We start from the raw sequence: 17,471 nt of genomic DNA on the forward strand, positions 1-17,471 counted from the left end.
GACTCGATGCTGCAAGAGCGAGGTAACCGACGACTCACAACTTCACCTCTAACGCGGCGCCACCAATGGGGCTGGTGACTCTCTCACCCTGTAGCCGGGCAATATCTTTTTGGTAATGACACTTGGCATAAAAGAACACCGCCGCCGCCGCGAGGCTGACCAGGGGTACCAATTGAAACGCCGCATGCAGGCCGATCAGGTCGGACACCCGACCGGTAAGGAACGGTCCCGGTGCCAGGCCCAGCAGGTTGTTGGCCAGGGTCAGCGTGGCGAACGCCGTGCCGTGCACCGAGTAATGGGTCAGGTTGGCCACCATCGCTCCGCTAGGGCCGGTGGTGCCCGTGGCAATCAGCATGCCCAGGCAGATCAGCAGCAGTTGCACGGGACCTGCCTGTAACGAGAACGCTGCCGACAGCAACAGGCAACTGCCCAGGCAAAACGCGATGGCCAGGCTGACCTTACGCTCCGGCGAATGCCGACACAGCCGATCACTCAACATGCCGCACAGAATCATCCCCACACCGCTACACAACACGATGAGCGCCGCCATACCGCCGGCCTTGTCCGTCGGCATGTCGTAGTAGCGGTTGAGGTAGCTGGGAATCCACACCATGACCGTTCCGCCGACGAACAACTGCAAACCGCTGGCGATGTAAGTCGCCACCACCGAACGGCTGGACCAGAGCGTGCGCAGCGGACGCTTGACCACGGCAGCCGTCTTGTTCGCGATCTGCGCGGCACGCTGTGGAGCAATCCGTGCTTCCTTGACGATGAGCGGATAGAACACGGCAAGCACCAGACCAAACAATGCCATGCCGGCGAACGACCAGCGCCAGCCCAGCTTGGCGGCAATCGCGCCGCCCAGGGCCATGCCCAGCACAGCGCCGAACAAGCCGCCGGCCATGAAGGCACTGGCGAGGGTGGCGCGCATGTGTTTAGGAAACACCGAAATCACCACCGCAATGCCCACGCTGCCGTAGGCGGCTTCGCCGACGCCGACCATGAACCGGGCGATAAACATCTGCTGGTAGTCCTGCGCCAGGGCGCAGCCCAGGGTGGCCACGCTCCACAGCAGCGCCATCGATGCCAGGCTCTTGACCCGGCCGAAGCGGTCAGCCATCAACGACAGGGGAAACGTCAGCAGGCCGACCATCAGGGCGACGATGCCACTGAGCAGACCGAGCTGGCCGTCGCTCAGCGACCATTCACTCTTGAGCAGCGGGAACACCGCGTTCAGTACCTGACGCGACATGTAATCGGAAATCAACAGGCCGAACGTCAGCGCGAAGACAATCCAGGCATATTTACGCGCAACGCCGACGCAAACTGCGTCGTCATCGTCTGCGGCGATTGGGTGAAAGGCCATGCAGCCTCCTCAATGTCTTTGTTTTATTGTTGTTATCAAGCGTGTAGCCGCTACGGCTTACGAAAGTGACTGCAATGCCCACACGCGTGAGTATCCTCATGACCAAGGGCCGAGCTGTTGAACCGCAGTAGGTTCCAGCGCGTATCCATTACCTTGCGCTCTCTATTTTCAGAAGCCTGAAGGTAGCTCTGACGGCGCATCCTGCACTAAGCTTCGCAGGACACAATCTTGCGAAATTGGGACAGGAGGGAAAGCATGTATACCCTGACGCGCAGTGCCAGCCTTACCAACTATGAACAGGTTGCCCGTTCAGTGGGGCTCGATCCTTTTCGTATGCTGCGCATAGCCAGGCTGCCGGCCAGTGCCCTCGACGATCCGAATATCATGATCAGTAGCGATTCGGTCGGGTGGCTGCTGGAGGAGTCAGCCCGATTGTCCGGTCAGGAGGCTTTCGGTCTGCTGCTCGCCGAAAAGAGACACCTTTCCAACTTTGGCATGCTGGCGCTGCTTATCCGCGAAGAGCCAACACTGCGCACCGCCTTGCAATCTTGCTTTCGCTATACGCGACTGCATAACGCCGGTGTGCAATTGTGGCTTGAGGATGTGGGCGATCTGACCCTGCTGCATGTGGGTGTGAACATGCAGGGCCATCATGGCGTCTGGCGCCAGGCGATTGAACAGGCAACCGGAATTATCCTGCGCACGTTGTGCATTCTAAGCGGCTATACCTTCCGGCCTGTAAGGGTCAGTTTTACTCACGAGCCCCCCTCCAGCCTTCAAGTACACCACCGTGTGTTGGGAACCGCGATCGAGTTCTCTCAGGAATTCAATGCCATCGTTTGCCGCTGGCGCGATCTGGATATGGCCATACCTGAGGCGGACCCGGCGCTGCATCGCGAAGTGAAGCGATCGCTGGACATGCAGTTGGCTAACCTGCGCGACGAGCCGACGCAGCGGGTACGTCAGATCGTCAAGATGCTGCTGCCAAGCGGACTGTGTTCTGTCGATGCGGTTGCCCAGCATCTTGGCATGCATCGACGCACCCTTAACCGCCACCTGGCAACTGAGGGTGAGAGTGTCACAACGATCATCAATGCCGTACGCGCTGAACTCGCCGAGGAGTATCTGGCCAACAGCAAACGCCGATTGTATGAGGTCGCCGAACTGCTAGGCTTTTCCTCTGCCGGCGACTTTTCCCGCTGGTTCCGCAGCCAGTTTGGCAAGACACCTTCGGCTTGGGCCGCCTCCTACAGAGAGAGCAAGGCGACACCCGAGCCCCTATCGCCTGAATAAATAGAACGAGAGGTTCGGGTGGCCGACTCACTAGCCTGCTGGCCGGGCACCTTGCCTGAACCTGTCACCTCTTCGACGTATCTGACGTTACCCATTGCGCCGCAACTCACTTGCAGCGTCCCGACACGCCAACAAACTGTCCTGCAATGCACAGGGTGGCGACACCATATGGGCCAACATGGTGCTGGCTTATGACAGCCTGCCAACAGACGTGAAGCAGGAACTCGACAGCCTGATTGCCACAGGTAGTGGGGCTGGATGCGGCTCAACCAGCCCCCCACTTTTCAACGACGTTGAACGTATCAGTCGTCGTTGTCATCGCGATCGCGGTAGCGACGGTGATCGCGCTCGTAGTCACGACGATCATAGTCACGGTAATAACCTCGATCATCGTCCCCTCTTTGGTCGTAGCCACGTCGATGATCATGATCGTGATATCGACCGTACCTTTCTCCGTCATCCCAGTGCGGGCCACAGCCTCCCAACAAGACGGCGCTGGAAATGGCCACGATCAAGATTGCTGCGCGATTCATATGAACGTCCTAAACGTCGGAGGTATGGAATGGTTACAACTATGACCATTCAGTAACTCAATGATTCCTCAGGGAAATACAAACAAGTGATGGTCGCTCTCCCATCGAATGCCCGTCGAGACAGCCAGAGCCTGTCATGAATAGCCAAGGGACTGTCGTCAAATGAAAAGCCCCCCTGATGCGGGGGTTATTTAATGGCAGCACTGAAAAAGCCTCTGGCGATCGAGTCGACGTAAGCGACTGCTGCGCCTGAGTCACGAGTTGCCTGGTACGCCAGGCAGGAGAATAACAATATGAAATTCGTGAAGAGCCTTCTGGCTGCCGTACCCCTCATGGCACTGGCCATCGATGCCCAGGCCTATGTATCGAACCAGGAAGCCGCCCGGCTGGGCACCAGCCTGACGTGGGTGGGTGCCGAAAAGGCCGGTAATGCCGATGGCTCCATCCCGCCCTACAACGGTGGCCTGACCACTGCCCCCGCAAGCTTCAAGACCGGCGACAGCATGCGCCCGGACCCCTTTGCCCACGAAAAACCACTGCTGGTGATCAACGGCAAGAACGTCGAGTCGTACAAAGGCATGTTGACCGCCACCACCGTAGCGTTGGCCAGGCGTTACCCCGGTTTTCGCATCGACGTGTATCCGACCCACCGCACTGCATCGCTCCCGCAGGCGGTACTGGACAATAGCCGCAGGAATGCCACTGCCGCCAGGTCCCTCAACGGCGGGATCGCCATCGACAATGTGATGCCCGGCGTGCCGTTCCCGATCCCGCAATCAGGCGCTGAAGCGATGTGGAACTTCCTGCTGCGCTACCAGGGTGTCAACATCCATTCCAAGTACGACTCCTGGAGCGTCGACACGGCGGGCGTACCGAGCCTGGCGGTCACCGGCGAGGCATTCGTCTCCTTCCCGATTTACGAGAACATGTCCAAGCCCTTCAACAGTTCCGACATTTACTATCAGTTGAAACTGTCCTATACCGGACCCGCGCGCCGGGCCGGCGAGTCGATCATGCTCAAGAACGCGACCAACCCGACGCAGTTTCCTGGCCGGGCCTGGCAGTACATGCCTGCCCAGCGCCGCGTCAAACAGATTTCGATCCTGGCCTACGACACACCCAACCCCGGTACCGCCCGGGCACTGGAGTTGTATGACTGGACGCTGGTCGGCAAGCAGGAAATGATCGTGCCCTACAACACCTACAAACTGACCTACGCTCGCGATGCCAAATCGCTGACCACGCCAAACTTCATTGCACCGGACTTCGTACGCTGGGAAAAACACCGGGTCTACGTCGTGGAAGGCAATCTCAAGCCCGGTGCAAACCACATTTACCAGAAGCGCCGCTTTTACCTGGATGAAGACACCTGGGCCGCTGTGGCCTCCGATCAGTACGACACCAGTGGTCAGCTATACCGTGGCTCCTTCGCTTTCTTCAGCCAGAGCTATGACCAACAGGTCCCGGACGCCACCCCTTTCATGACGTACGACCTGTCGAAAGGCACCTATAACATCAATGGCGTGGTGGGCCCTCATGGCGGCATCCGCTACATCGAGCCGCTATCGACGGCGCAGTGGGTGCCAGAGTCCATGGCGGGCACCGGCATTCGCTAGCAACGCCCGGTCATGTATGACCGATAAATCACAAAGCCCCGGTTCGAAAAAAACCAGGGCTTGAGATTTCGGGTGGGTCGAGGCTGAGGGCCTGAGCCTGTTTCGGCGCCTGACCGGCGGGATCTTCCTGCCGGCCGACGATAGTGAAATATCAGTTACCCGCACTCGTCATGGAGACAGGCATCTAGCGCTTCCCCTTCATGCAGACGACGGAAAGATAAGCACCCCAAAGAACACCACACAAGGCAAGTATGAGCTCCGGATTGAAAATGTTCTGATCGGCCGGCGCCACCAGGATTTCGCTATATAGGCACAAGGCGCCCGCGATCAACGCAAGAAAGTATCCGGTCCGGGTTCTGGTCCGGCGCAGCAACAGAACCTTTTTCAGCCCCTCGTCTTTCCATTCTTGAAGGGGTATGCATTGGATCTCCTCCAGCAGCACCACACCCCACAGCAACGCGCACAACCAATAGCCTATCATCATGATTTCCTCCAGTTAGAACATTGATTCAACAGGTAGAACATTAATTCAACATGAATACAGCGCACACTCCGCGCTCAACTTACAAAGATCGATTCCAGAGTCTTTTCTGACTCGTGCAATTTGCTCTCACGCAAATCCATATCCTGAAGCAGGTGAGAGGGTTCGAGCGGCCGCTGCCTGGGGCGGCGATGCAGGACCATGGTCGGGGAGTCCGAGTGGAGCACGCCCGGTCTCGTTGCCAGTGGTCGCATCCCGCTGGACCACTTCAGCGGTGTCGAAGTCATACTCCCAGTGGCCTGCCTCATTCCACTTGTGGAGAAAGTAGGTATAAAACGGCACAAACAGTCCCTGGTCCGGCTCAGCGTATTGCAGCCCGAACACATACTCAGGCTGCTCCTTCATTTCACGACCGCTATGGCAATGCTGGACCCAGGCAAGGTCGTCGAGGACGACAACCTTCCAGAACGGGTCGTGGTCATAGAACTTCAACGAAACTTTCTTGCCGCTTCTGCGGCACTCGTTCAGGAACGCAATGCTGGCGGCAAGCTCCTGTTGAAAGGTCGAGGTCGTAATGTTTTCCGCAAGTGAGTCGACTCGCTTGCGCGCCGCTACGCCAAGTGGATTAAGCAACATGACGCGGATTTCATACGCCGTCGTGAAGACCTCCTTCAACATGCTATTGGGGGCAATCAGGGTTTCGTACCCCGTGAGCGAAAGGATGGAGGCGTCACGCGCCGCCGGTAATGAGCGAACCAGATTCCGTTCCTGAAGGGTCGAAAGCCATCCCTTGCGCGGATGCCTGGTGAAGAGCAGCGAAGCCATCTTTGCGCTTGTCAGGCGATGACCGTTGTCCCATGCGCGTTTGCACAGATAGAACAGAACCATCAAGGTCGAGGCCAGCACGATTTCTGTCGCGAGCAGCAGATTCGCGTTCAACTCCACGCGTGGCCACCATACATAGAGGATGTACCGCGCGGCATCCGGCGTGGCAAACGCCATGGCCATAGCGAGCAAGGTGATGACGCCATGTGACATGACCTGCCGCAGCACGGCTAGAAAGTCGTGTTCTTTACTGATTGGTTCCATGGGGTACTGCTCCCATTTGGTGATGATTGCCAGCAGGAAAAATCTTCTGGTAACAGGTACTTGGCTAAACGCTCCAACATGCGGCCCATGATGGCCAGTTCATGGTTCTTGTCGTAGAACGCGTAGGCACCCGCTTTTGTGAAGTACTTCCAATGTGCCGGAGCTGCGCAATCGCTGACCACGATGACTTTTGTCAGCGGATACTCGGCTGCGACCACACGCAATACTTCCATGCCCTGACCGTCGCCGAGGTTGATGTCCAGCAAGACGACATCGGGCGGTTCACGCCGGATGGCGACGATGGCGGCCGTTGCGCGGTGGAACACCCCGGCAAGTGACAGGCCAGCGATCCTTGGCGACACCGTGCGCCACAGCGCGGGCACGGCGTTCGAATCCTCAACGACAAACAGACGCAAAGGGCCTGAATATCTGGCTGGCATCAGTGCAGTCAATGGTTCTGTGCTGGTGACCTGCATGATTTCACCTCTCTTTTTTGACATAGCTGTACAAGACGCTGACGAAGACAACTTCATTCAGCGGACTAAATCTTGCGTGGGGGTAACTATGCTCAAGTAGAACGAAACCGACTATCGACGTTAGCTGGACTTCTTTGTGGAGATATCGGCCAAGAGCTTGTAGTGATTCCACTACAAGCAGGCTGGATCGGGTGACGGGGCGCTCTAACTCAACAGGCCGTTTTCGAGCGCATAGCGGGCCAGTTTCGCGTTGCTGTCCATCCCTGTTTTTTCCAGGATGCGTGCCCGGTACGTCGTGACGGTACTCGGACTCAAGTGCAATATCTCAGCGATGCGGACAATTCGCTCGCCTGAAGCGAGGAGCTTCAGGACTTCAAGCTCCCGGTCGGATAGCGCTTCGTGGGGTGCCCCGTCGCCTCTGCCGATAGCATTGACCAGTTTTTCTGCCAGCTCAGGACTGACGTGCTTGCCGCCTGAGGCCACCTTGCGGACTGCCGCCACCAGGGTGGCTGCGGAAATATCCTTGGTGAGGTATCCCGCTGCGCCGTGCTTGATTGCGCGTAATGCATAGGCCTCGACCGAATGCATGCTCAACATCAGAATCGCGAGCTTGGGCTTCTCTGCACGCATGAGCTTGAGGAGTTGGAGGCCGGTTTTATCGGGCAACTGAATATCTACCAGCGCCACGTCGAAATCCTGCTCCCGGACCAGGCGCATGGCGTCTTGTGCCGTCTCTGCTTCGCCCGTTACGTCGATCTCGCCGGCAGTCTCCAGCATGCGTCGCACGCCGTTACGCACGATACTGTGATCATCTACCAGCAAGACTCTGATTTTTCGGTCAGTCATCTGTATTTTCCATTCGCACCCGCATGGCCCTGGCCGTATCGTGTCTCGATGTACAGATGATGTTGAACCCGCCGGCACAGTGGCGCGCGTTCATGCATTCTCACACTAATCCTGTGGCCAGTGGCCGGCAAGCCATGGAACCTGCTTCAGGGGTTGACGTTAGCAGGCAGGTAGCGCAGTTGCACTTTTGCCTGCGCCGTTTGCGCTCACTTCTGCGGACTGCGGGTGCAGTCGGCCGCAATGGCCTGTTCCCGGCCAATTTCCTCAGGCTGCGGGGCATTGCGCCAACCTTGCTAATATTTCGTAATCCAATGCTCAGTTTTCAGCATGGTCAATACTGCAATGCCGGCTCCTGCGTAACGCCTTGCGCGTGTCATCCATTTTGACTGGACATAGACATGGCCACAGTAACGACACCCATCGAAGTATTCGACATGAAGACGTTGCTGACAGCGCTGAAGGCGTTGCGCAATGGTGACTTCACCAAGCGTATGCCTGATGACTGGACCGGCATGCCGGGCAAGATCGCCGACACGCTCAACGAGATCATCGACATGGCAGCCGATACTGCCACCGAATTCGAACGCGTGGCGCGACTGATCGGCAAGCAGGGCAAGGTCGATGAGCGTATCGAATTGCCGATGATGAAAGGCTCATGGCAAAAGATCGTCAACTCGAGCAATGCGCTCACCAGCGACCTCATCAGTCCGATGAACGAGATGATTCGTGTTATCGGTTCGGTTGCCGAGGGTAATCTGAGCCAGCAGGTTCCACCGGTACTCGACGGCCTGAAACTGCGGGGCCAGTTCCTCAAATCCGCCGGGATCGTCAACACCATGGTGACTCGACTGGGCTCCTTCGCTTCCGAGGTGACCCGTGTTGCGCGCGAAGTCGGCACTGAAGGGATTCTCGGTGGGCAGGCCAATGTCAAAGGGTTGTCCGGCACCTGGAAAGATCTGACCGACTCCGTCAACGACATGGCTGCCAATCTGACCACCCAGATGCGCAACATCGCTTACGTGACGACCGCGGTGGCCAAAGGCGATCTGGGCAAGACGATTACCGTCGAAGTCAGGGGTGAGATTCTCGAGCTGAAAAACACCATCAACACGATGGTCGGCCAGCTCTCGAGCTTCGCTGCGGAGGTGACCCGCGTGGCGCTGGAAGTCGGTACCGAAGGCAAGTTGGGCGGTCAGGCAGAAGTGCGCGGCGTATCAGGCACCTGGCGCGACCTGACCGAATCGGTCAACGGCATGGCGGCCAACCTGACCACCCAGGTACGCAACCTCGCACAAGTGACGACCGCGGTGGCACGCGGCGACCTCGGCAAGAAAATTACCGTTGAAGCCAAGGGCGAAATTCTCGAACTGAAAAACACGATCAACACGATGGTCGACCAGCTCTCCAGCTTCGCCTCGGAGGTGACACGCGTCGCGCTGGAAGTCGGTACCGAAGGCAAACTGGGCGGACAGGCGGAAGTGACCGGTGTGTCCGGTACCTGGAAGGACCTGACCAATTCGGTCAACGGCATGGCGGCCAACCTGACCACCCAGGTGCGCAACATCGCCGACGTGACGACGGCGGTGGCCAACGGCGACCTGTCGCGCAAGATCACAGCCGAAGCGAAAGGTGAAATTCTCCAACTCAAGGAAACCATCAACACCATGGTGGACCAGCTCTCGACCTTTGCCGACGAAGTGACGCGCATGGCACGCGAAGTGGGAACTGACGGCAAACTTGGTGGTCAGGCCAAGGTGACGGGTGTCGGTGGGACCTGGAAAGATTTGACCGACTCGGTCAACAGCATGGCGGCCAACCTGACCAATCAGGTGCGCAACATCGCCGACGTGACGACAGCGGTGGCCAAAGGTGACCTGGGACGCAAGATTACCGTGGAAGCCAAGGGTGAAATCATGGAGCTGAAGAACACCATCAACACCATGGTGGACCAGCTCAATAGCTTTGCCGCCGAAGTGACGCGGGTGGCGCGCGAAGTCGGCACCGAGGGAAAGCTCGGGGGACAGGCGCAGGTGCAAGGCGTGTCCGGCACCTGGAAGGATTTGACCGAAAACGTGAACTTCATGGCAGCCAACCTGACCAGCCAGGTGCGCGGCATCGCGAAAGTGGTGACCGCTGTAGCCAACGGCGACATGAAAAAGAAACTGACACTGGAGGCCAAGGGCGAGATCGCCGAACTGGCCGACACCATCAACGGTATGACCGATACGCTGGCGCTGTTCTCCGATCAGGTGACCTCAGTGGCGCGTGAAGTGGGCGTCGAAGGCAAGCTGGGCGGCCAGGCCAACGTGCCGGGTGCTGCCGGCACCTGGCGCGATCTGACCGACAACGTGAACGGTCTGGCGGCCAACCTGACCAATCAGGTGCGCGCAATTGCCGATGTGGCGACTGCCGTGACCAAGGGCGATCTGACGCGTTACGTGGAGGTGGAAGCAAAGGGTGAAGTGGCGGAATTGAAGGACAACGTCAACGAAATGATCCGCAACCTGCGGGAAACCACGCGGCAAAACGCGGAACAGGATTGGCTCAAGAGCAATCTCGCGAAGTTTAACCGTCTGCTGCAGGGCCAGCGCGATCTGGCGGCAGTCTCCAAGATGGTGCTGTCTGAACTGGCTCCGCTGATCAACGCCCAGCACGGTGTGTTCTACATGATGAACGAGAGCCCGCCCGATCCTGCGAAACTCAAACTGATGTCCGCTTATGCGTACAAGGGCAACATCAATGTGAACGATGAATGGCGGCTCGGCGAGGGCCTGGTCGGCCAATGCGCCTACGAGAAGCGGCGCATCCTGCTGACCGATGTCCCCGGAGATTACGTCGCGATTTCATCGGGACTGGGTGCGGCCGCCCCGCTCAATATCATCGTGTTGCCGATCCTGTTCGAGAACAAGGTCAAGGCCGTCGTCGAAATGGCTTCGTTCACGCGCTACAGCATCATTCATCAAACCTTCCTCGATCAGCTTGCTGAATCGATTGGTATCGTGCTCAACACGATCGAAGCCAATATGCGTACCGAAGAACTGCTCAAGCAGTCGCAATCGCTGGCGCAGGAGCTGCAAAGGCAACAAGAAGAATTGAGACAGACCAACGAGGAACTGGAGGACAAGGCCGGACTGCTGGAGGAGCAGAAAGCCGAAGTGGAACGCAAGAACCGCGAAGTCGAAATCACCAAGCTGTCGCTGGAGGAGAAGGCGGAGCAACTGATGCTGACCTCCAAGTACAAGTCCGAATTCCTTTCCAGTATGTCCCATGAGCTCAGAACGCCATTGAACAGCTTGCTGATCCTGGCCCGGCAGCTCAGCGACAACGCGCAGCACAATCTCACGCCCAGGCAGGTCGAATATGCCAAGACCATCCGTAGCGCGGGCAAAGACCTGCTGGAGCTGATCGACGAGATCCTCTATCTGTCCAAGATCGAGTCGGGTACGGTCACACTGGATCTGAAAGAAGCGCTGTTCGCCGATCTGCACGACCAGATCGAACGCACCTTCCGGCCGGTCGCCGAAAGCCGAGGCCTGGACTTCACGATTGAACTGGCCCCTACCCTGCCCCCCTGCATCCGGACCGATGAAAAGCGCCTGCTGCAGGTGGTCAAGAACCTGCTGTCCAACGCTTTCAAGTTCACTGAACAAGGCAGTGTCAAGATCAGCATCGAACCCGCTGTGTCCGGGTGGAGCGTGGATCTCGGCGAACTCAATAGCGCCGACGCGGTGGTCGCCTTCGTGGTCACCGACACCGGCATTGGCGTATCTGCCGACAAGCAGAAGCTCATCTTCGAAGCGTTCCAGCAGGCAGATACCGGAACCTCACGAAAATACGGCGGCACCGGCCTCGGCCTGTCGATAAGCCGCGAGCTCGCACACCGGCTGGGCGGTGAGCTGCGGCTGATCCCCGGTGAGATCGGCAAGGGCAGTACTTTCGCGCTGTACGTGCCCTTGCGTACACAGGATGCCCAGCATCAGACGCTGGACGAATCAGCGACAGAGACGGTGCCAGGCCAAGTCAGGCGCGATCCCGTTTCAGCCCCGTCTGTACAGATACTGGACGACCGCGAGTCTGTCCAACCCGGGGACCAGGTGCTGCTGATGCTCGAGGGCGACGCCCGATTCGCCAGCATTCTGCTCGAGGCCGCGCGCCAGGAGGGGTTCAGGGCCATCGTCACGACCCGTGGCGCGGATGCACTGGAGCTTGTCGAACGCTTCAAACCCGCCGCGATCACACTGGACCCGGGCCTGACCGACATCGATGGTTGGTCGCTACTCGAGCAGTTGAAGCGCAATTTCGCCACGCGTCACATACCGGTCCAGATCATCTCGATCGCTGACGACCATACACGCGGGCTGCGCTATGGCGCTTTCGACTATCTGCTCAAACCGGTCACAGCCGACGAGATTCAAAATGCGCTGGTCGGCATCGTGGCATTCGCTCGGCGCAAGACCAGGAATCTGCTGCTCATCGACGGCGACGAAGGGAGCCGCGCCCGTATCCTCGATCTACTCGGCAACACCGACGTGAGGATCGCAACGGCCGGCAGCGGCGCGCAAGCCTTGAAGAAACTGGCAACGAAACGCTACGACTGCATGGCAATCAATCTCAAATTGCCCGACGCATCCGGCATCGGGTTTCTCGAGGCATTGCAGGAAGACCACGCAATGCGTGAATTGCCGATCGTCGTCTACGGTGCAGGGACACTGACCAAGCCGGAGCACGAGCGTTTCAGGGCACTGCTCGGCAAGGGCGTCATCAAGGCAGTTCAATCGCCCGAGCGCATACTCGACGAAACCGCGCTGTTTCTACACCGGGTCGTATCCGCACTGTCGCCGACCCAGCGCAAGATGCTGGAAAAACTCTATGAGGGTTCAGACAGTCTCGAGGGTAAAAATGCCCTGGTGGTCGACGATGACGTGCGCAATATTTTTGCCCTGACCAGCGTGCTCGAGTGCAACAAAATGCTGGTGGCCACGGCCGAAAACGGCCGTACCGCCATAGAACTGCTGCAGCAGCAGCCCGATACCGACATCGTATTGATGGATATCATGATGCCCGAGATGGATGGCTTTGAAACCATGCGCCAGATCCGTACATTCAAAAGGTTTGAAACCCTGCCCATTATTGCGCTGACGGCAAAGGCGATGATGGGTGACCGTGAAAAGTGCCTCGAGGCAGGAGCATCGGACTATGTCAGCAAGCCGGTGGATACCGACCAGCTGCTGTCACTGATGCGCAAATGGCTCTATCGATGACGCTGTACCGCGCTCATTGCGGCCAGCGCAAACCGAAGTGGCATAAATATGCAGGAACCCCCGGCATTCAAAGAGAGAGCCCAGGTGCGGCAACCGCTCCCGCCTGATGGCGTACCAGCATCCGTGTTGCTGGTGGATGACAATCCCGGCAAGCTTACGGCACTCGCCGCGGTGATTGCCGACATGGGCCTCGATGTTGCCACGGCGACCTCCGGGCGCGAGGCGCTGCGCCTGCTATTGCAGCGCGACTTCGCCGTCATTCTGCTCGACGTGAAAATGCCCGTGATGGACGGTTTTGAAACCGCGGCACTCATTCACGGCCGCCCGAAGTCGGCCCACACGCCCATTATCTTCGTCACGGCGGAGGCCGATACGGATTCCGAGCGTTTCCGCGGTTATACGTCCGGCGCAGTGGACTACATCTTCTCGCCGATTGTGGCCGAAGTTCTTCGCGCCAAGATCCTGGTGTTTGTCGACCTGTACTACTTGCAGCGCAAACTGACGATGCAGGCCGAAGAACTGCTGCAATCGAAGCTGCAGCTGCGTGAACTGGCCGCCTATCAGGAGCACATCAAGGAAGAAGAGCGAAAGCGCATCGCACGCGACATCCATGACGAGCTGGGACAGAGTCTGCTGGCATTGCGAATTGACGTATCCATGTTGCAGGCGCGCACCAGTACCCGGCACCCCAAGCTCAACGAAAAGGTCAGCGACGCCCTGAATCACCTCGATACAGCCATCCGCAGTGTCCGCAGCATCATCAATGATCTTCGACCGCCCGTACTCGATCTGGGACTACAGGCAGCGATCGAGTGGCAACTTGAAGAGTTCCGGCAGCGCAGCGTGATCGATTGCACGATGTCGGTGAAAGACGAGAGTTTGCGTTGCGATCTGAATGAAAAATCCGCCACGACTCTGTTCCGCATCGTGCAGGAATCGCTATCGAATATTGCCCGGCACGCGCAAGCGACACAGGTGCATATCGAACTCTACAGGGAGGGTCGCCGGCTTTACCTGCTGATCAAAGACAATGGCGTCGGCATGACGGATCGCAAAAAATCGAACTCGTTCGGGTTGGTGGGGATGAAGGAACGCATCAGCATGCTCGGCGGCGAATTCACGATCGACAGCGCACCGGACAAAGGAACGAGATTGAGGATATCGCTGCCACTCGACTGACGTGGCCATTTCTCTTAGCCCAGACACTGCGCATAATCGCACCCATTATTGGGGGATATTCCCCGTCATCGGGGGTATTCATCCTGGCTGCTCCTACCTGCCTGAAGCCAGCAGACAAGGGGTACGCGGCGTAGAGCCATTAGTCACCTTCTTTCACTTTTGGCGGAAAATTTGCATCATCCTTATCCCGGTTCGAAATCAAACATTTCGCCAGCCGGGCCAGGAGCAGTGGCTCAATGCCCATGTATTGCCGCGCGTTCCGAGGAATCGTCAGAGGTGTTTGCGATGAAACTGGATGCCGGAAGGCTGAAAACTAGTCCATTGTCCAAAACCAGGCTGGCGTTAAGTATCTCTGCTGCCGTGATCATCCTCGGGCTGGGCTTGTCCCGGACCCAGGCAGTCCCCCTCGACAACACCGATCCACCGCCTCCTACCGACCCATCGGCGTTCACCAACCCGCCCGCCGACCCCGATGCCGCATTGCGGGACTTGCTCAAGCTGCCTCCCGCAAACGTCGGGGCCTTCGACTTGCCCAATGGAGTAGTCGGTAACGGCAGGACCCCCTTTGTCGACAATGTGCTGCCCCCCGACCTGCAACCCAGCTTCAATATCCCCACTAACGGTAATGCCAGCCCGGTGTTCGGGGTTCAACCGTTCACCCAGAAGCTTGAACTTTTCGAGGAATTCGGCTCGAACAAACTGGATGCGACCGACCCGCCATCCCCCGTTCCGTTTCCGGTTCCGACGCTGGGCCCCGCACCAGCGCAAGATCCATTGAACGTGGCGCGTAGCGGCCCGTCACCGGATGCGCTGGATGCCTTTCTCAGGCAGCCGGCATTGACGCCCTTCCCGACCGAGTTCTCCAATGTACTGGACCGCAACCCCTGGAAGGCGCAGATCGAGCTGTTCCTCAATCGCCGGGTCGATTCGCCCGCAGAAGGCCGGCCACCGGGAAAAGGCTGGTCGCACCAGCGTTTCAACGAGTTTTTCCCGCGCGACGCCTTCAAGACGGTGCAAGCCGGCGCGCACGTCAACAGCGGCTTTCGTGATCGCATGCAACGGCATAACTACGCCGTAGGGGAGTTTGCCCCAGGCGGGCTCTATCACAACACCAGCGGCAACCCGGCCAACGAGGGCACCACCAAGGGCATTCAAGTGCAGTTTCACCCCAACTTCCCTGTCCAGGACCACAATGCGTTGTGGACATTCGACGGCACCTTTCCGCCCAAACTGCTTTTAGTACGCTATGGCCAAGCGATGCTGATGCGTCATTACGATGCCTTGCCCATTGACCCGTCGGCCAACCGGGGCTTTGGCCTGCACACCCTCACCACCCATGAACACAACGGCCACACGCCCGCGGAAAGCGACGGCTTTACCAACGCGTTCTTCTTCCCGGGCCAGTACTACGACTATCGCTGGCCGATCCAGTTGGCCGGTTACGACACCATCAACACCACTGCCGAGGACCCACGGGCCGCGTTCCCTTGCGACCCCGGTGAAACCCTGTTCGTCAACGATGCCGCTCCGGGCCTCAAGACCTGTAACAACGGCACCATCAAGATCCGTGGCGACTGGCGTGAAACCATGAGCAGCCACTGGTTCCACGACCACATGCTCGATTTCACCGCGCAGAACGTCTACAAGGGCAATGCGACGATGATGAACTACTACAGCGCCGTGGACCGTGGCAACGAGTCGGTCGACGACGGGGTCAACCTGCGCTTGCCCAGCGGTTCGGCGCTGGGCTGGGGTAACCGCGACTATGACGTCAACCTGACGATCGCCGACAAGGCCTGGGACCAGACCGGCCAGTTGTGGTTCAACCCCTTCAACACCGACGGTTTTCTCGGTGACCAGATGCTGACCAACTGGGTGTACAAGCCCTTCCTGGACGTACGTGCCCGCCGCTACCGTTTCCGCATTCTCAACGGATCGGTTTCTCGCTACTTCAAGCTGGCGATGGTGCGCCAGGTCAATGGTAATGCTGGCGAGTTTCCTGGCCCGAACGGCTCCGGGGTCTCATACAACCGGGTGCCGTTCCACCTGATTGCCAACGACGGCAATATCATGGAGCACGCGGTACCGTTCGATGGCAGCCTGGACCTCGATGGCGACGGCGACACACAGGACCACAATGGCATTCTGCCGATGCAGGCCATTGCCGAACGCTATGACATCATCGTCGACTTCGCGAAAAACGGCATCAGCCCGGGCGACAGGATTTTCTTCGTCAACATCGAGGAGCATGAAAACGGCAGGCGTCCGAATCGTGACATTCCATTGGCCGATGTCCTCTCCGAAAGGTACCTGCCCGTGGTCAGGCAAACCAGCCACGGACCACAGTGGGTCAACGGTGACCCGGGCGTAGGCCTGTTCCTGCAACTGAACGTCCAGCCTTACACCGGCCAGGATGTCAGCATGAATCCGGTCGACTTCGAGCCCGCCAAGCCTGGCAAACCCGAGGGCAAGGTCATGATCCCCCTGCCCTTGCACCCTGATGACCCTGCCGATATCGCCCGGCTTGCCCAGGCGCGGCACCGCACCTTCATCTTTGGCCGCTCCAACGGCACGGATTTCAAGCCCTGGACGATCAAGACCGATGGCGGCGAAGGCTTCGGCATGGACCCGCGCCGGATTTCAGCCGCGCCACAACTGGCCACTGGCCCGACACCGGCAGGGTTCAAGGGCGAAGGCACGCTGGAAGTCTGGAATGTCAAGAACGGGGGCAATGGATGGAGTCACCCGGTGCATGTGCACTTCGAGGAAGGGGTCATTCTCAGTCGAGGTGGCAAACCACCACCAGAATGGGAAAAATGGGCGCGCAAGGATATCTACCGTGTAGGCGGCGATTCCGAGAGCCTCGACAATGTCGAAATGGCCATACACATCCGTGAGTTTGCCGGTACCTACATGGAGCACTGCCACAACACACAGCATGAGGACACGGCGATGTTGCTGCGCTGGGACTCTGAACACCCGGGTCAGTTCCAGTTGATGCCCACCCCCTTGCCCAGTTGGGACGGCGTGAAATTCGTGAACTCGGTTGCGTTACCGACATTCCGTACCGGAGATGGCGTCGGGCCACAGGTCGAGGTCAACAGAAACCCGTAAATAGCAACGGCAACGGAGGCAAAGGCTAGCGTCGTCTATAAACGGCTGTTTATGTCGTCAGCAAATGCACAGGCAACTTGTTTGCTGAAAATTCCCCTGTGGCTATGCCGCGAATTTGCTTTTTTCGAGGGGAAAATGGCAGTGTTTTGACCTGGTTTGTTAACCCGGCCAAAGGCTTTTTTATGGCTGACTCACTTAAAATCCCCGATTTCCTCCA

At 58.4% G+C, this 17,471-nt stretch carries 11 protein-coding genes; 5 read left to right on the forward strand and 6 right to left on the reverse strand.

The window, feature by feature from the left end:
- Window positions 1–34: 34 nt before the first annotated feature.
- Window positions 35–1,366, reverse strand: a complete 1,332-nt coding sequence (locus KGA83_RS15135; protein ID WP_218428338.1) for an MFS transporter — start codon at window positions 1,364–1,366, stop codon at window positions 35–37.
- A 255-nt stretch (window positions 1,367–1,621) separates the two neighbouring features.
- On the opposite strand from KGA83_RS15135, the gene KGA83_RS15140 reads away from it, so the two are divergent.
- Window positions 1,622–2,659 carry an AraC family transcriptional regulator gene (locus KGA83_RS15140; RefSeq protein ID WP_218428340.1) on the forward strand — a complete coding sequence of 346 codons (1,038 nt, stop codon included), beginning with the start codon at window positions 1,622–1,624 and terminating at the stop codon, window positions 2,657–2,659.
- A gap of 302 nt (window positions 2,660–2,961) precedes the next feature.
- Here the strand turns inward: KGA83_RS15140 and KGA83_RS15150 are convergent, their stop codons facing one another.
- On the reverse strand, window positions 2,962–3,192 hold the full coding sequence (locus KGA83_RS15150) for a hypothetical protein (RefSeq protein ID WP_108215700.1): 231 nt from the start codon (window positions 3,190–3,192) through the stop codon (window positions 2,962–2,964).
- 293 nt (window positions 3,193–3,485) lie between these two features.
- Between KGA83_RS15150 and KGA83_RS15155 the strand changes: the two genes are divergently transcribed.
- Window positions 3,486–4,808, forward strand: a complete 1,323-nt coding sequence (locus KGA83_RS15155; protein WP_223530062.1) for a DUF1329 domain-containing protein — start codon at window positions 3,486–3,488, stop codon at window positions 4,806–4,808.
- Between the two features lie 184 nt (window positions 4,809–4,992).
- On the opposite strand, the gene KGA83_RS15160 is transcribed toward KGA83_RS15155, so the two are convergent.
- The 4 genes from KGA83_RS15160 to KGA83_RS15175 all read right to left on the reverse strand — a co-directional run bounded on the left by KGA83_RS15160 (window position 4,993) and on the right by KGA83_RS15175 (window position 7,700).
- Complete coding sequence (locus KGA83_RS15160) at window positions 4,993–5,292, reverse strand: hypothetical protein (RefSeq protein ID WP_108215702.1); 300 nt, start codon at window positions 5,290–5,292, stop codon at window positions 4,993–4,995.
- A gap of 126 nt (window positions 5,293–5,418) precedes the next feature.
- Complete coding sequence (locus KGA83_RS15165) at window positions 5,419–6,378, reverse strand: hypothetical protein (RefSeq protein ID WP_223530064.1); 960 nt, start codon at window positions 6,376–6,378, stop codon at window positions 5,419–5,421.
- Complete coding sequence (locus tag KGA83_RS15170; protein ID WP_108215704.1) at window positions 6,345–6,854, reverse strand: response regulator; 510 nt, start codon at window positions 6,852–6,854, stop codon at window positions 6,345–6,347. Before KGA83_RS15170 ends, KGA83_RS15165 begins: the two co-directional genes overlap by 34 nt.
- Before the next feature lie 204 nt (window positions 6,855–7,058).
- The gene (locus KGA83_RS15175; protein ID WP_223530066.1) at window positions 7,059–7,700 is read right to left on the reverse strand and encodes a response regulator transcription factor; all 642 of its coding nucleotides are present in this window, start codon (window positions 7,698–7,700) and stop codon (window positions 7,059–7,061) included.
- Window positions 7,701–8,098: 398 nt separating this feature from the next.
- Here KGA83_RS15175 and KGA83_RS15180 point away from each other — a divergent pair, with 398 nt between their 5' ends.
- From KGA83_RS15180 to KGA83_RS15190, 3 genes are all read left to right on the forward strand, one after another.
- Complete coding sequence (locus KGA83_RS15180) at window positions 8,099–12,961, forward strand: HAMP domain-containing protein (RefSeq protein ID WP_223530067.1); 4,863 nt, start codon at window positions 8,099–8,101, stop codon at window positions 12,959–12,961.
- 48 nt (window positions 12,962–13,009) lie between these two features.
- Window positions 13,010–14,140 carry a response regulator gene (locus tag KGA83_RS15185; RefSeq protein WP_223530068.1) on the forward strand — a complete coding sequence of 377 codons (1,131 nt, stop codon included), beginning with the start codon at window positions 13,010–13,012 and terminating at the stop codon, window positions 14,138–14,140.
- A 285-nt stretch (window positions 14,141–14,425) separates the two neighbouring features.
- Window positions 14,426–17,254, forward strand: a complete 2,829-nt coding sequence (locus tag KGA83_RS15190; RefSeq protein ID WP_223530069.1) for a multicopper oxidase domain-containing protein — start codon at window positions 14,426–14,428, stop codon at window positions 17,252–17,254.
- The last annotated feature ends 217 nt before the right edge of the window (window positions 17,255–17,471 follow it).

This window comes from Pseudomonas sp. GL-R-19, from assembly GCF_019956375.1.
GTDB lineage: Bacteria > Pseudomonadota > Gammaproteobacteria > Pseudomonadales > Pseudomonadaceae > Aquipseudomonas.

Bases quoted from the DNA above. Each gene is read 5' to 3' on its own strand.
- KGA83_RS15135 (WP_218428338.1), bottom strand. From the start codon at position 1,366: ATGGCCTTTCACCCAATCGCCGCAGACGATGACGACGCAGTTTGCGTC.
- KGA83_RS15140 (WP_218428340.1), top strand. From the start codon at position 1,622: ATGTATACCCTGACGCGCAGTGCCAGCCTTACCAACTATGAACAGGTT.
- KGA83_RS15150 (WP_108215700.1), bottom strand. From the start codon at position 3,192: ATGAATCGCGCAGCAATCTTGATCGTGGCCATTTCCAGCGCCGTCTTG.
- KGA83_RS15155 (WP_223530062.1), top strand. From the start codon at position 3,486: ATGAAATTCGTGAAGAGCCTTCTGGCTGCCGTACCCCTCATGGCACTG.
- KGA83_RS15160 (WP_108215702.1), bottom strand. From the start codon at position 5,292: ATGATGATAGGCTATTGGTTGTGCGCGTTGCTGTGGGGTGTGGTGCTG.
- KGA83_RS15165 (WP_223530064.1), bottom strand. From the start codon at position 6,378: ATGGAACCAATCAGTAAAGAACACGACTTTCTAGCCGTGCTGCGGCAG.
- KGA83_RS15170 (WP_108215704.1), bottom strand. From the start codon at position 6,854: ATGCAGGTCACCAGCACAGAACCATTGACTGCACTGATGCCAGCCAGA.
- KGA83_RS15175 (WP_223530066.1), bottom strand. From the start codon at position 7,700: ATGACTGACCGAAAAATCAGAGTCTTGCTGGTAGATGATCACAGTATC.
- KGA83_RS15180 (WP_223530067.1), top strand. From the start codon at position 8,099: ATGGCCACAGTAACGACACCCATCGAAGTATTCGACATGAAGACGTTG.
- KGA83_RS15185 (WP_223530068.1), top strand. From the start codon at position 13,010: ATGCAGGAACCCCCGGCATTCAAAGAGAGAGCCCAGGTGCGGCAACCG.
- KGA83_RS15190 (WP_223530069.1), top strand. From the start codon at position 14,426: ATGAAACTGGATGCCGGAAGGCTGAAAACTAGTCCATTGTCCAAAACC.